Origin of the sequence: Klebsiella sp. LY (assembly GCF_004010915.1) — a bacterium.
GTDB classification, from domain to species: domain Bacteria; phylum Pseudomonadota; class Gammaproteobacteria; order Enterobacterales; family Enterobacteriaceae; genus Klebsiella; species Klebsiella quasipneumoniae.
Genome location: NZ_CP022444.1, coordinates 3,073,698 through 3,087,694, shown reverse-complemented (window position 1 = coordinate 3,087,694; position 13,997 = coordinate 3,073,698). Strand labels below are relative to the sequence as shown.

Annotated in this window: 12 protein-coding genes; 9 read left to right on the top strand and 3 right to left on the bottom strand. The window is 57.5% G+C overall.

Annotation, left to right across the window (positions count from 1 at the left end; genetic code table 11):
• Position 1: 1 nt before the first annotated feature.
• The 6 genes from CE636_RS18020 to CE636_RS17995 are packed head-to-tail and all read left to right on the top strand — an operon-like array spanning position 2 to position 4,448.
• Positions 2–724, top strand: a complete 723-nt coding sequence (locus tag CE636_RS18020) for a DUF1365 domain-containing protein (protein ID WP_004178444.1) — start codon at positions 2–4, stop codon at positions 722–724.
• Positions 721–1,941, top strand: a complete 1,221-nt coding sequence (locus tag CE636_RS18015; protein ID WP_004206726.1) for an SAM-dependent methyltransferase — start codon at positions 721–723, stop codon at positions 1,939–1,941. Before CE636_RS18020 ends, CE636_RS18015 begins: the two co-directional genes overlap by 4 nt.
• On the top strand, positions 1,938–2,423 hold the full coding sequence (locus CE636_RS18010; protein ID WP_017900891.1) for a DUF2878 domain-containing protein: 486 nt from the start codon (positions 1,938–1,940) through the stop codon (positions 2,421–2,423). The genes CE636_RS18015 and CE636_RS18010 overlap by 4 nt, the downstream gene beginning before the upstream one ends.
• Entirely contained in the window at positions 2,420–2,944 is a 525-nt protein-coding gene (locus tag CE636_RS18005; RefSeq protein WP_004214859.1) for a hypothetical protein, read from the top strand. Before CE636_RS18010 ends, CE636_RS18005 begins: the two co-directional genes overlap by 4 nt.
• Entirely contained in the window at positions 2,941–3,492 is a 552-nt protein-coding gene (locus tag CE636_RS18000; protein ID WP_017900892.1) for a DUF3833 domain-containing protein, read from the top strand. The genes CE636_RS18005 and CE636_RS18000 overlap by 4 nt, the downstream gene beginning before the upstream one ends.
• Positions 3,489–4,448, top strand: coding sequence for a YbgA family protein (locus CE636_RS17995; RefSeq protein WP_004206730.1), 960 nt, complete (start codon positions 3,489–3,491; stop codon positions 4,446–4,448). The genes CE636_RS18000 and CE636_RS17995 overlap by 4 nt, the downstream gene beginning before the upstream one ends.
• 183 nt (positions 4,449–4,631) lie before the next feature.
• Here the strand turns inward: CE636_RS17995 and CE636_RS17990 are convergent, their stop codons facing one another.
• Together CE636_RS17990 and xylA are read right to left on the bottom strand one after the other, a co-directional pair.
• Positions 4,632–6,014, bottom strand: coding sequence for a carbohydrate porin (locus CE636_RS17990; RefSeq protein ID WP_127837815.1), 1,383 nt, complete (start codon positions 6,012–6,014; stop codon positions 4,632–4,634).
• Between the two features lie 330 nt (positions 6,015–6,344).
• Positions 6,345–7,664 (bottom strand): xylose isomerase, encoded by a 1,320-nt coding sequence (gene xylA / locus CE636_RS17985; RefSeq protein ID WP_017900971.1) that lies wholly within the window; start codon positions 7,662–7,664, stop codon positions 6,345–6,347.
• Between the two features lie 426 nt (positions 7,665–8,090).
• Here xylA and CE636_RS17980 point away from each other — a divergent pair, with 426 nt between their 5' ends.
• Both CE636_RS17980 and CE636_RS17975 read left to right on the top strand, forming a co-directional pair.
• Positions 8,091–9,530, top strand: a complete 1,440-nt coding sequence (locus CE636_RS17980; protein WP_072206957.1) for an MFS transporter — start codon at positions 8,091–8,093, stop codon at positions 9,528–9,530.
• A 58-nt stretch (positions 9,531–9,588) separates the two neighbouring features.
• Positions 9,589–11,268 (top strand): glycoside hydrolase family 43 protein, encoded by a 1,680-nt coding sequence (locus tag CE636_RS17975; protein ID WP_017900969.1) that lies wholly within the window; start codon positions 9,589–9,591, stop codon positions 11,266–11,268.
• Positions 11,269–11,350: 82 nt separating this feature from the next.
• On the opposite strand, the gene CE636_RS17970 is transcribed toward CE636_RS17975, so the two are convergent.
• On the bottom strand, positions 11,351–11,989 hold the full coding sequence (locus tag CE636_RS17970; protein WP_017900968.1) for an HNH endonuclease: 639 nt from the start codon (positions 11,987–11,989) through the stop codon (positions 11,351–11,353).
• A gap of 179 nt (positions 11,990–12,168) precedes the next feature.
• On the opposite strand from CE636_RS17970, the gene CE636_RS17965 reads away from it, so the two are divergent.
• Positions 12,169–13,038: a phosphorothioated DNA-binding restriction endonuclease gene (locus CE636_RS17965; protein WP_017900967.1), complete on the top strand. Its 870-nt coding sequence runs from the start codon at positions 12,169–12,171 to the stop codon at positions 13,036–13,038.
• Positions 13,039–13,997: the final 959 nt, after the last annotated feature.

Genomic DNA, 13,997 nt, shown 5'->3' with positions numbered 1-13,997 from the left:
AATGAACAGCTGCCTCTATCAGGGCGTCCTGCGCCACCGTCGCCTGCAGCCGAAGGCGCACCACTTCGTCTACCGCCTGTTTATGGCCTGGCTTGACCTCGACGAACTGGACAGGCTGCCTGAGGCGGGCATCCGTCGCAACCGCCTGGCCGCCGCCGCCTGGTACGACGCCGATTATCCGCTGGGCGCGCCGCTGAAGGCCCAGGTGCTGAACCGGCTGGAGAGCCTGACCGGCTGCCGCCCGGCAGGCCGCGTGATGCTTCTGACCCAGCTGCGCTACTTCGGCTTCCATTTTAATCCGGTCAACTTTTACTACTGCTATGACGAAGCCGACACCCTGCGCTGGGTGCTGGCCGAAGTGCGCAACACGCCATGGAATGAGCGTCATTATTACGCGGTGGACGGCCAGCAGGCGCGCCCGCTGGAGAAAGCCTTTCACGTTTCGCCGTTTAACCCGATGGACATGGTCTATCACTGGCGCTTCAACGCGCCCGGCAAAACGCTGCACATGCACATTGAAAACCATCAGGCCAGCAAGGTGTTCGACGCCACGCTGGCCCTGAGCCGCGTGCCGTTAACCCGCGCCAATCTTCGCGGGCTGCTGCTGCGTCTGCCGATGATGACCCTGAAAACCGTCCTCGCCATCTACTGGCAGGCGCTGCGGCTGTGGCTGAAGCGCGTGCCGCTGTACAACCATCCTGTCAGCAGGAGTGAACGCTCATGACCGATCCCGTCTTTGCGCTTGAACCCGATGTGCCGCGCAACGTGCGGCTCGCGCGCTGGCTGCTCTTTCGTCTGTTGAGCGGCCTCCGCGAAGGCTCGCTCACCGTGCGCGAAGGGGCGCAGACTTTTCATTTTGGCGACCCCGCCGCCGCGCTGCGCGCTGAGGCGCGGGTCTGCACGCCGGAGGTGTACTGGCGTCTGCTAACCGGCGGCAGTCTCGCGGCGGCCGAGGCCTGGATGGACGGCGACTGGGAGAGCCACCAGCTGACGGCGCTGTTGCAGATCCTCGCGCGCAACGGCGAGGTGCTGGGGCGTCTGGAGCGCGGCTTTCGTCTGCTGGGTAAGCCTGTCGCCCGCCTGCGCCACTGGACTCGACGCAACACCCGCGCCCAGGCGCGGGAGAACATTGCCGCCCATTACGACCTCGGCAACGAATTTTATGCCCACTTTCTGGATGACGACCTGCTCTACTCCAGCGCGCTGTTTACCGACGACGAGCAGGATCTGACCCAGGCCCAGCGGGCCAAGATGGCGCGTCTGTGCGACCAGCTGGCGCTCAACCCCGGCGATCATCTGCTGGAGATTGGCACCGGCTGGGGGGCGCTGGCCGAATACGCCGCCCGCCATTACGGTTGCCGGGTCACGACTACCACCCTTTCCCGGGAGCAGCACCGCTGGGCTACCGAGCGCATGGCCCGCGCCGGGCTGCAGGATCGCGTCGAGGTGCTGCTCTGCGACTACCGCGATCTGCGCGGCGAGTACGACAAACTGGTGTCGGTGGAGATGATTGAGGCGGTGGGCCAGCGCTACCTCCCGGCCTTCTTCCGCACCTGCCAGGCGCGCCTGCGCCCGGGCGGCAGAATGGCCCTGCAGGCGATCACCATTCAGGATCAGCGCTATCGCGACTACAGCAAAAGCGTCGATTTTATCCAGCGCTACATCTTCCCGGGCGGCTTTTTGCCCAGCATCACGGCAATGAGCGAGCTGATGACCCGCCATACCGATTTTGTGGTGCGCAACCTGTTCGACATGGGCCCGGACTATGCCCGCACCCTGGCGCACTGGCGGCAGCGTTTTACCCACGCCTGGCAGGATATTGAAAAGCTCGGCTTTGATGAGCGCTTCCGCCGGATGTGGCTCTACTACTTCGGCTATTGCGAAGCCGGATTTAACGCCCGCACCATCAGCGTGGTGCAGCTCACCGCGGAGCGGGTATGACACGCCCGGCGCAGCACTTGCTGATGGCCCTCGCGTTCGATGTTTACTGGACGCTGGTGGTGATGTTGCGCGAGCGCGGCCTGCTGATCTGGCTGACGCTGGCCATCTTCGCCTGGCTGCGGTTGCCGGCGGCCAGTCGTCCGCCCGCCCTGCTGCTGGCCGCGGCGGGCTGCGGGCTTGACGCCTGCTGGGCGCTGGCGGGGCTGATTGATTTTCCCGGCGACAGCCTGCTGCCCCTGTGGATGGTGGCCCTGTGGCTGATGTTCGCCGTCGTCTGGACCCGAATGACCCGCGCCGCGACGCTTCCCGGCTGGGTGCTGGCTACGGCGGCGACCCTCGGCGGCCCGGTGGCCTACCTGATCGGCGCTCGCCTCGGAGCCATGACCCTGCTGGTGCCGACGGCGCTTGCCGTGGCCGCCATGGCCTGCGGCTGGCTGGTGATCATGCTGCTGTTCCATCTGGGGATGGGGAGGCAAAAATGAGATTCGCCCTGTTACTACTATGGCTGACCGCCCTCGCCCCGGCGGCCCACGCCGCCGACTGGCTGGCGTGGCGCCGCGTCGGCGAGGCGACCCTCACCTGGGGGCCGTTCACCGTCTATCACTCACAGCTGCGCACGCCCAATGGTCGGTATGACGGCCCGCAGCAGGATCGGGCGCTGATCATCACCTACCGGCGCGACATCGATCGCGAGGCGCTGGTGGACGCCACCCGCGACCAGTGGCAGGCGCAGGGTATTCTGCAGCAGGAGCCACGCAGCGAAGCCTGGCTGCGCATGCTGCAGGGGATCTGGCCGGACGTCGCGCCGGGCAGCCAGCTGGCGTTCGTGGTCCGCGGCGGCGAGGGGCAGTTCTGGTACCGCGCCAGCGCCGCACAGACCGCCTTTACCCCGCTCGGCCCGCGCCAGTCGGCGGCGTTCAGCACCCGCTTTCTCGCCATCTGGCTCGATCCACGCACCACTTATCCCGAACTGCGTCAGCAGTTGATCGGAGGTACTCCATGAAACGCATTCTGACCCTTGGCCTGGCGCTGCTGATGCTGATGCTCGCCGGCTGCAGTACCGAGGTCACCGAATACCGGCAGCAGCAGCCCGCCCTCGACATCTTTCACTATTTTCAGGGCCGAACCGAAGCATGGGGGATGGTGCAGGATCGCCGCGGCAAGCAGCTGCGCCGCTTCCATGTAGCGATCGATGGCGACGTCGTCGGCGATACCCTGACGCTCCATGAGCGCTTTGTCTATGACGATGGCGAGAAGCAGCAGCGGGTGTGGCGCATTCGCCGCACCGGCGATAACCGTTATCAGGGCACCGCCGGGGATATCGAAGGCGTGGCCAGCGGCCAGGCGGCAGGCAATGCCTTTCACTGGCGCTACAGCATGAACGTCGAGGCCAGCGGCAGCCGGTGGCTGCTGCACTTTGACGACTGGATGTACCTGCAGGACGGCAGCCATTTGTTTAACAAAACCGAGATGAAGAAATTCGGCATTACGGTCGCCACCGTGACCCTTTTCTTTACCCGAACCACAGCAGAAGAGAGGACAGCGCCATGAACACGCAACCTGTCATTGGGATCAGCGGATGTTTAACCGGCTCAGCCGTGCGATTCGACGGCGGGCATAAGCGTATGGGCTTTGTGATGGATGAGCTCGCGCAGTGGGTGGCGTTTAAGCCCGTCTGCCCGGAGATGGCGATCGGCCTGCCCGTACCCCGCCCGGCGCTCCGCCTGGTGCAGACTCCGGTCGGGGAGATCCGCATGCGCTTCAGCCACGCCCCGCACGAGGATGTGACGGAGAAGATGGCCGATTTTGCCAACGCCCATCTGGCAACTCTGGGCGAGCTGTCGGGCTTTATCGTCTGCGCCAAATCGCCGAGCTGCGGGATGGAGCGCGTGCGGCTGTATGACGAAAAAGGCAATCGCGGGCGTAAGGAAGGCGTGGGGCTGTTTACCGGCGCCCTGATGGCGCGCTACCCGTGGCTGCCGGTGGAAGAGGATGGCCGGCTGCACGATCCGCTGCTGCGGGAGAACTTTGTCGAGCGCGTTTTCGCCCTGCATGAACTCAACGCCCTGCGCGCCCGCGGCCTGACCCGCCACGGCCTGCTGGCCTTTCACAGCCGCTACAAGCTGCAGCTGCTGGCTCACCACCAGGCGGGCTACCGCGAGATCGGCCCGTTCGTCGCCTCGCTGCATGAATGGGAGGATCTGGAGGCTTTCTTCGAGGTCTACCGTGAGAAGCTGATGGCGATCCTCAAGCGGCCCGCCTCGCGGAAAAACCACACCAACGTACTGATGCATATTCAGGGTTATTTCCGCGACCAGCTGAACAGCCGCCAGCGCGGCGAGCTGCGGGAGGTGATCCTCAACTATCGCGCCGGGCTGCTGCCGATCCTCGCCCCGCTGACGCTGCTTAAGCACTATCTGGCCGAGTATCCGGATCGCTACCTGCAGGCGCAGAACTATTTTGACCCCTATCCGCAGGATCTGGCCCTGCGCCTGACGGTGAACTGAGGGGGGATGGGCCAGCTGCCCGGCGGTGCTGCGCTTGCGCGGGCCTGGGGGGGTGAGCCTGTGTGAGGGAACGTAGGCCGGATAAGGCATGTATGCCGCCATCCGGCATAAATGGAGCGCACCAGTCGTAGCCCGGCTAAGCGTAGCGCCAGCCGGGAACGCTCCTTCAACAACGCTATCGCATCAGAACCACGCCTCAAACATCCCGCCGACGTTCAGCGAATCCAGCTGCTGGTCCTGGGTGCCGTTCACCTTCGCGGTATGCTCGTTGTCCACCTGACCGCCGGTCACGTAGAAGCGCAGCATCGGACGGAACTCCGGCCCCATGCCGATGGCGATGTTCTGCGACAGCGTCAGCTTCCAGCCGTGGTTATCCCCGCCCTGGTCGTAGTCCACGCGCTGGTAGCCCGCTTCCAGCCAGGTGGAGTGCACGTCGTTCCAGAAGTACATCGGCCGCACGTTGGCGCCGTAGTTCTTGCGGTTGTCGGTGTTGTCCCTGCCGTTGTCGTAGTCGTGGAAGGCCAGCAGATATTCCACCTGCGCCTGCTGGGTAAACTTATGGCTGCCCTCGAAGCTGGCGTAGACCGTGGTCAGGTCGTCGGTTTTGTTGTAGACGCTGTTATCCGAGTTGTCGGAGTAGCGCAGGATCACCTTGTTCACCCCGCTGTCGTTGGTGTGGCTCAGCACCAGGCCGCCCTGCCAGGCTTCGAGGCGCGCGTCGCTGTCCACCGCCTTTGAATCAAAGCCGTAGTTGGCGTACACCTCGACGTCGATCGGCCCGGCCTTGATGTTGTGGGTTTTGGTGGTCAGCGCGTAGTGGCCGTTGTCGCCGGTGTCGGAACTGCCGGTACAGGTGATGCGCGACGGGTTGGTCTCGTCGGCCATCACTTCCGGGCTACAGGATTTCACCTGCGACACCGCCGCCACGTCGAACTGCACGCCGCCGATATCAAAGTTCTTCACCCCGGCGCCCTGGCCATCGTGGTTCATCCAGAAGTAGTCGTTGATCCCCTGTTGCGGACGCTGGTGGAAGTCGCGGCCGGCCCAGAGATAGGCGTTGGGGTTGGATTCCAGCACGTTGGTGACGCCGACGTAGGCCTTCTTCAGGTTAACCTCGTCGCTCCAGTGGTCGAACATCACGTTAAGATCCCAGATAGCCCCCTGCGCGCTTTTGAAGGCCTTGCTGATCTGGAATTCGCCGCCGTTGCTTTCGTTGCCCAGGCGGCCGATCGCCGAGGCGCCGTTATAGGAGCCGTCGACGCCGACATATTTCTGGTCGCCGGTCTGGAAGTGGGCGCCATAGCGGGCATAGCCGCTGAACTTGAGGCCGAACGGAATGGCCATATCCGGCGAGGCGGCGGTGGTCTGCGGGTTGGTGATCACGTCGACCTTTTTGTCGGCCGCGGCGTCGATTTTCGCCTGGCGTTCGGCCAGCGCTTTATCAACGGCCTTGGCGACGATGGCGTCGATCTGTTCCTGAGTAAATTCTTGCGCCATTACAGAGGTAAGCGGAAAAAACGCGGCGATAACCGCCATGGTTAATGGAAGTTTTTTTATCATTGTCATGAGTTTCTCAATATAGGTTAATTTTATTCAGACAATAACCAGCCTATTCTGAGCTGACAGAATATGTCGCTATCATCAGAACAAGTTATTTTTTATTTTGTACGGTCACAGAGGCATTACACAATTATCGCGACTCTTCCTCCTTCACTAATATTAAACAGGTGGCACAATAGCAGAACCATCCGCACAGCGGATTGTTCATCTATAGACAGTCAAACAGATAGCCTTGCGGCGCAGACAGCATAAATACAACACGAACCAATAAACGCTATTTCCTGGCAGCGGGCAGATGGCGGAATATATGCCCCCGCAGGGGCATATTAGCCAAATTTAACCAAAGATATAGGTATTGACGAGATTTTCGAGTAATTCCTGACGCCCGCTGTGATGCTGCGGATTCAGATTATGCTGCTCAGCGTACCGGGCAATATTATCCAGCGACATGCGGCCGGCCATAATTTGTTGCCCCAGCTCGCCCTGCCAGCCGGCATAGCGTTTTGCCAGAGCCCGATCGAGCTTGCCATCCTCAATCATGCGCGCGGCCAGCTTGAGGGACAGCGCCATCACGTCCATGGCGCCAATATGGCCATAGAACATGTCGTATTTGTCGGTGCTTTGCCGGCGAACTTTGGCGTCAAAGTTCAGGCCGCCGGTGGTGAATCCCCCGGCTTTGAGGATCTCGTACATCACCAGAGTATTTTCTTCCACGCTGTTCGGGAACTGATCGGTATCCCAGCCGAGCTGCGCATCGCCGCGGTTGGCGTCAACGGAGCCGAAAATGCCCAGCGCGATGGCGCTGGCGATTTCATGATGGAAAGAGTGCCCCGCCAGGGTGGCGTGGTTGGCTTCAATGTTCACCTTGATCTCATTTTCCAGACCAAACTGCTTCAGGAAGCCATACACCGTCGCGACATCGTAATCGTATTGATGCTTGGTGGGCTCCTGCGGTTTCGGCTCGATAAGCAGCGTGCCGCCAAAGCCAATCTTATGCTTGTGCTCCACCACCATCTGCAGGAAGCGGCCAATCTGCTCGCGCTCCTGGCGCAGATCGGTATTCAACAGCGACTCGTAACCTTCGCGGCCGCCCCACAGCACATAGTTTTCGCCGCCGAGCTGGTGGGTGGCGTTCATGGCGGTCACCACTTGCGTGGCCGCCCAGGCAAACACCTCCGGATCGGGGTTGGTCGCCGCCCCGGCGCCGTAGCGCGGGTGGGTAAAGCAGTTGGCGGTGCCCCAGAGCAGTTTCACGCCGGTTTGTTGCTGTTTCTCCGCCAGCACTTCGGTCATCACGGCGAAATTATGCAAATACTCTTTCAGCGACGCGCCTTCTGGCGAGACGTCGACATCATGGAAGCAGTAATACGGCACGTTGAGCTTGTAGAAAAATTCAAACGCCACGTCCGCTTTGCGTTTGGCCATTTCCAGTGCATCGCCCGCGGCCTGCCAGGGACGCTCAAACGAGCCGGCGCCAAACATATCCGCGCCATTCCAGCAGAAGTTATGCCAATAACAGGCGGCAAAACGCAGATGATCTGCCATCCGTTTTCCCAGCACGATTTCATCCGGATTATAGTGGCGAAACGCCAGCGGATTATCGGTTTTAGGTCCGGCAAAAAGAACGCGTTCGAGCTGGTCAAAATAAGTTTGCATGATGAACTCCGAAATTGAGGAAGCCGAAAATTAACAACTGTGACACATCGTGTATTCTCATCGTCGGTTGCTCAATTACGTTATTTCACTCAGCGATTGAGAAAATGCTCAAATGTGAGCCATCTCGCAAATAAAACTATTTTAAATATCTCGCTTCGCGCGCGTATAGCGTACACTTCCAGGGGAATTCAGGTGAACATAGCGAATTAAAATGCCGGTTTTGTCACATTGCATATCTGTCAGAAAATTAGCGGCGGATAACGATTCAACGCAGGTGATACAGGCCTTTGCTTCGAGGATCACAGAAGTAAAAAAACATAATTACTTAATTTAAAAACGTAATAGATTCTTCCAGGTCAACTGTGTCAGAAAGTGTTTCACCTACACAAAACAAACCGGAGTCTGCTTAGAATGAGTAAAAACATAATGCACAGTCGGCATGATGAATATCATAAATTAACCCGCGGAGAACGAATTGGTTATGGCATGGGCGACTTTGCGCAAAACCTGGTTTTCGGCACCATTGGGGGTTTTCTGGCTTTGCATATGCTGACGGTAAATACCATCAGCACGGCAACGGCAGGCTTTATTTTTCTTTTTGTCCGCATCATTAATGTGTTTTGGGATCCGATGGTCGGAACCTACGTGGATAAACGAACCTCGAAGGCAGGAAAATATCGCCCCTGGCTTTTACGAGCCGGCGTGCCGCTGGTGATCCTGTCGGCATTACTGTTCGCGCCCATCCCCGGAGTGAAAGGTTCGGTGGCTTTCGCCTTTATTATTTATCTGGCGCTGGACCTGGTTTATTCCTTAGTCAATATTCCCTATGGCTCGCTGAATGCGTCGCTGACCCGCGACCCGGAATCGATCGATAAGCTGACCAGTACCCGTATGATGCTGGCCAACAGCGCCAACCTGCTGGTCTATACCCTGTTCCCGATGTTTGTGCAGATGGCGGCGCCGAAAGATCGCAGCCTGAAAGACACCGGCTTTTTCGGCCTTGAGCTGAATCTGGGCAACTATACCGATCCGTCGGCGAACTACGCCTGGTTCGGCGTGTACGCCATCTATATGATCATCGGCGCGGTGGCCCTGTTTATCTGTTATAAATTCACCAAAGAACGCGTTGTCGCGACCGCCGAGCAGACCGCCAACGTCAAAACCACCGACCTTTTCCACGAGCTCAGACATAACCGCCCGCTGGTTATTCTCGGCATGTTCTTTATGCTGGCCTTTACCTTCATGTTCTTTATGAACACCGTTAACGGCTTCTTCAACCAGTACGTCGTCGGCCACTCCGAATGGATGGGTGCGGTGGGTCTCGTCGCGTCTATTCCCGGCATCGCCTTCCCGATTTTCTGGCCGAAACTGAAAAAAATCTTTGGTAAAAAAGGCTTCTTCCATCTGTTCCTCGCCATGTTCATCGTCGGCGAACTGCTGACCTACGTCTGGTCCCGCGAAGGGATGCACGACGCCCTGTGGCTGGCCTATATCGCCACCTTTATTAAACAGTGGGGCTTAACCTCCGCCACCGGCTTTATGTGGGCGCTGGTACCGGAAGTCATCGCGTATGGCGAATTAAAATCTGGCAAACGCAATGCCGCCATTATCAATGCCATTATGGGACTCTTCTTCAAGATCGGCTTCACCATCGGCGGCGCGATCCCGCTGTGGCTGCTGGCGGTGTATGGATTTAATGAAAGCGGCGCCGTGCAGAGCGCCAGCGCCATCGACGGGATCATTATGACCGCGGTGTGGATCCCGATTGCGCTGGCCGCTATTTCGATGGTGATCATGCAGGTTTATCCGATCTCCGATAAACATGTTACCGACATCAACCGTCAGCTGGATGAGATCCGCGTGTAGTTAAAAAAATTATAAATCAGACCGATTCGTCACTTTCCATTTTAAAAGGTGTAATGAAATGTCACTTATTCAAAACCCGATATTACGCGGCTTTAATGCCGACCCCAGTATTATTCGCGTCGAGGATACGTACTATATTGCCAACTCGACGTTTGAGTGGTTCCCGGGCGTGCGTTTACATGAGTCGAAAGACCTGAAAAACTGGAACCTGCTGCCTTCGCCGCTCTCCACCACCACCCTGCTGGACATGAAGGGCAACCCCTCCTCCGGCGGCATTTGGGCGCCGGCGCTCTCCTGGGCCGATGGGCAATTCTGGTTGGTGTATACCGATGTGAAGGTCACCGAAGGCGCCTTTAAAGACATGACCAACTATCTGACCACCGCAAAGGATATTCGGGGCCCGTGGAGCGACCCGATCAAGCTGAACGGCGTCGGGTTTGACGCCTCGCTGTTCCATGACGACGATGGCCGGAAATATATCGTTCAGCAAACCTGGGATCACCGGGAGTACCATCACCCCTTCGATGGCATTACCTTAACGGAGCTGGATACCAACACGCTGAAGTTAATGCCGGAAACCGCGCGCACCATCTACCGCGGCACCGCCGTGGCGCTGGTCGAGGGGCCGCACCTCTATAAACTGAACGGCTACTACTATCTGTTTGCCGCCCAGGGCGGCACCGTGTTTACCCACCAGGAGGTGGTGGCGCGGTCGAAAACCCTCGAGGCCGACAGCTTCGAAACCGAACCGGGCGACGTGTTCTTAACCAACGTCGACACGCCGGACAGCTACATCCAGAAACAGGGCCATGGCGCGCTGGTCTCCACTCCGGAAGGCGAATGGTATTACGCCTCGCTCTGCGCCCGCCCGTGGAATCGCCCGGGGGAATCCATCTACGACCCGCGCGGCTGGTCAACCCTCGGCCGGGAAACCTCGATCCAGAAAGTGTACTGGGACGACGAAGGCTGGCCGCGTATTGAAGGCGGTCACGGCGGGAAGACCTTCGTCGAAGGGCCGAAAGACGCCATCTTCACCGAAAGCCCCAGCGATAATAGCCAGCAGGATGACTTTACGTCGCCAGCGCTCGACCCGAACTGGAATACCCTGCGGGTGCCGTTTACGGCCAAAATGGGCACCACCGGCAACGGCAAATTAACCTTAATCGGCCAGGGTTCGTTAGCCAATACGCATGACCTGTCGCTGATTGCCCGCCGCTGGCAGGCCTTCTATTTTGACGCCGCGGTGAAGGTGAAATTCGAGCCCTTCAGCTATCAGCAGATGGCCGGGTTAACGAATTACTATAACGACCGCCACTGGAGCTTTGTCTTCCTGACCTGGAATGAAATTAACGGCAAGGTCATCGAAGTCGGCGAAAATAACCGCGGGAAATACACATCGTACCTGAAAGATAACGCCATCAAGGTGCCGGACGGCGTCGAATACGTCTGGTTCCGGACCAAAGTCCGCAAGCAGACCTACAGCTATGAATACAGCTTCGATGGCGTGACGTTCACCGAGATCCCGGTCCAGCTGGATGCCGCGGTGCTGTCCGATGACTATGTGTTGCAGAGCTACGGCGGGTTCTTTACCGGGGCGTTCGTCGGCCTGGCGGCGGTAGACTACGCCGGGTACGGCACCCAGGCTGAGTTTTATCAGTTCGAGTATCAGGAGCTGGGCGATAGGTTAGCGGCCGATGGCAGCTACAGCTGGGAGGCTGGCGAGACGCGGGATAAGTAAGAGAGAGCGGGCCCACGCTACCGGTGAGGTAGCGTGGGATTTGTGGGGTGTTTGATGTAATGAAAGCGAGCGCTGTCGGATGTCAGTCAGCAGAGCGCAGCCGGGCCTTCAGCTCTTCTGGAGTAAACGGCGGATCTCGCCGGTGCAGCATTGCATGGCAGTTGGGACATACCGGGATCAGATCGGTTTCTGGGTTCAGACGGTAGTCCTGCTTTATCCCGGAAAGCGGGATGAGATGGTGGATATGGATAAAGCCCTGGCCGATATCGCCATAGCGGCTGGCCATATCCAGACCGCATACCTGACACCGGCAGCCATGCAGGCGAAGCGCCGTCTGACGAGCCTGACGGTCGCGCTCATAGCGATTGACCACCACCTGCATCGCCGCCCCTTCCACGTACTCCATGGTCGTCAGTCCCTCATCGGGGAAAAGCGCAACCTCGTCATCGCCAGCGCCCTGCGACGCGATCGTAAATCCTTGCTCCAGTAACAGACGCACGCATTTGGATTTAATCCCCCCGCTGAAATCCGCCGGGGTAAATTCCGTTCCTGTCGCAAACGTGGCCGCTAACCCGGCGATGGCTTTTGAAGGATACCGACGCCCCTCAAACTCGATCTCATACAGACGCGCGCTTTTAAACTGATGCGCAACGCCTGCATCATAAGCGCGAATGGCGGCGATGATGCATTCCCTGGATAAATGGTCCGGTAGTTTTTTCATAAGACATAGCTATCTGATGGCGCGAAGCTTGAGTATAAATAGAAAGCTATGGGCTTTTCGAACAAATAACTAGCAGTGATAATTAAATAGCGATCCACGTAGAATCGCCGCATCTGGTAGGTTGATCGGCAAGGATTTTGCGAGCATCATCGCATTTATTTAGCTGCCAATATCACGCTATGCCCTCCAGCATGACCCTGCAACACGCGATCGAGAACATCACCATCTGGCGCAAAGGCGAACAGCGTGCACCGCATAAGCCACTGCTGCTGCTGTACGTCCTCTCACAGTACCAGCGCGGCCATGCGCGGATGTTCGACTACGCCTCAGAGATACGCGATGAGCTGCATAGCCTGCTGGAACGCTTTGGCCCGCAGCGCCGCCAGTACCGGCCGGACATGCCCTTCTGGCGCCTGAAAGGCGACGGCTTCTGGGAGCTGCACAACAGCGAACAGTGTTCAACCCAGGGCAGCCGACAGCCGCCCGGCAAAGAGCTGGAGCTCTGCCACGTCGCCGGCGGCTTTGATGAGCCGCATTTTGCGCTACTCAACAGAAATAAGAAGCTGATCAATACCCTCGCCCATCAGATCCTCGAGGCGCATTTCCCGGAGAGTATTCAGGAAGAGCTGGCTGAAGAGATGGGGTTTGATCTGCTGCAGATCCGTAAAGAGCGCGACCCGCATTTTCGCCAGCAGGTGCTGCGCGCCTATAACTATGAGTGCGCGATCTGCGGCTTCAATATGCGCCATGATAATACCTCCGTCGCCCTGGAAGCGGCCCATATTAAATGGAAGCAACACGGCGGCCCCTGCGAAATCCCTAACGGCCTGGCGCTCTGCGCGATTCACCATAAGGCTTTTGATAAGGGATCCATTGGTCTGGATGAGGATATGCGCATCCAGGTTTCGCCGGCGGTGAACGGCGGGGGCATCGTTGGCAGGCTGTTCTGGGATTTTGATGGTAAGCCGATTACCTTGCCGCAGGGGAAAGCATGCTATCCGCAGGAGGGGTTTGTGGCATGGCACCGGCGGGAGGTGTTCAGGGGATGAGGGAGGATGGTGTGTGGGGTTTAATGTTGAGCGTAGGGTTTAAGGATTGTGAATGTGTTTCGGAGAGGATTTCGTGGTTGATCAATGATTGGTCGTGGCTAGATTAAAGGACTTATTTATTGGTTGTTTTGATATTGATGCGAAGGCCGGACTCGAATTTCACACCCAATAGACTGATATCAATGTAGTTTATAATTAGGAATAAGTAATTATACCCGCACTTGTACCCACGAGTTAAAATCCGTACAAAAAGTAGACATTGAAAGTGGGTATAAAGCCACACCAGTAGAACACCGATATGGCTGTCAAAGCAAGGTTCAGGCAGGAACGCTTTCTTTAGAGGGATCAATTCGTATCTACTCAGAACAAAGTCAGATGTAGCCGAGATATGAACGTTAACATTAATCTTACTTTACTATGCCAGTTCCCATGGCAAATCTCTGCGTCTATTTACTGGTTTCAGAGTACCCTCGTTTCTCAATTGCTGAGCGGCCCAACGAATGTCATATTGCCACGTATACAACATATCGCCGGAATCCCTTAGCTCAGCCTCGTAGCTGTCCCATACATACTTTGAGACTTCACGTGGCCAAGCACTACCACCCCGTTCCTGAAGACACTCGATGATCCATTTTTTCATGCTTTCCCTGGTTACAATCATTTCTCCTAACCTTCACTCGTTGATCGATACATCACAATACTAACATTGACAGCTTCTGGTACAAGGTGGGCAGAATCTAAGCACTTGTAGTCAGCTATGAGCGAGAAGCGGACTTTAGAAGGCACCCAGAAAAGGTTCTTCTGCTGTATTTATTTCAATCAATACCTACAAATCCTGGTGTAGGTTTTTGGTATAGTGACACTTAATTCAAAATATTAATATTTATTGACATAACCACAATTCGGTGAGAGGCTATATTAAGACTCAATTACACCTATTCTATTACTATTTAGTAATG

Bases quoted from the DNA above. Each gene is read 5' to 3' on its own strand.
- CE636_RS17995 (WP_004206730.1), top strand. From the start codon at position 3,489: ATGAACACGCAACCTGTCATTGGGATCAGCGGATGTTTAACCGGCTCA.
- CE636_RS17970 (WP_017900968.1), bottom strand. From the start codon at position 11,989: ATGAAAAAACTACCGGACCATTTATCCAGGGAATGCATCATCGCCGCC.
- CE636_RS17980 (WP_072206957.1), top strand. From the start codon at position 8,091: ATGCACAGTCGGCATGATGAATATCATAAATTAACCCGCGGAGAACGA.
- CE636_RS18005 (WP_004214859.1), top strand. From the start codon at position 2,420: ATGAGATTCGCCCTGTTACTACTATGGCTGACCGCCCTCGCCCCGGCG.
- xylA (WP_017900971.1), bottom strand. From the start codon at position 7,664: ATGCAAACTTATTTTGACCAGCTCGAACGCGTTCTTTTTGCCGGACCT.
- CE636_RS18020 (WP_004178444.1), top strand. From the start codon at position 2: ATGAACAGCTGCCTCTATCAGGGCGTCCTGCGCCACCGTCGCCTGCAG.
- CE636_RS18000 (WP_017900892.1), top strand. From the start codon at position 2,941: ATGAAACGCATTCTGACCCTTGGCCTGGCGCTGCTGATGCTGATGCTC.
- CE636_RS17965 (WP_017900967.1), top strand. From the start codon at position 12,169: ATGCCCTCCAGCATGACCCTGCAACACGCGATCGAGAACATCACCATC.
- CE636_RS17975 (WP_017900969.1), top strand. From the start codon at position 9,589: ATGTCACTTATTCAAAACCCGATATTACGCGGCTTTAATGCCGACCCC.
- CE636_RS18010 (WP_017900891.1), top strand. From the start codon at position 1,938: ATGACACGCCCGGCGCAGCACTTGCTGATGGCCCTCGCGTTCGATGTT.
- CE636_RS17990 (WP_127837815.1), bottom strand. From the start codon at position 6,014: ATGACAATGATAAAAAAACTTCCATTAACCATGGCGGTTATCGCCGCG.
- CE636_RS18015 (WP_004206726.1), top strand. From the start codon at position 721: ATGACCGATCCCGTCTTTGCGCTTGAACCCGATGTGCCGCGCAACGTG.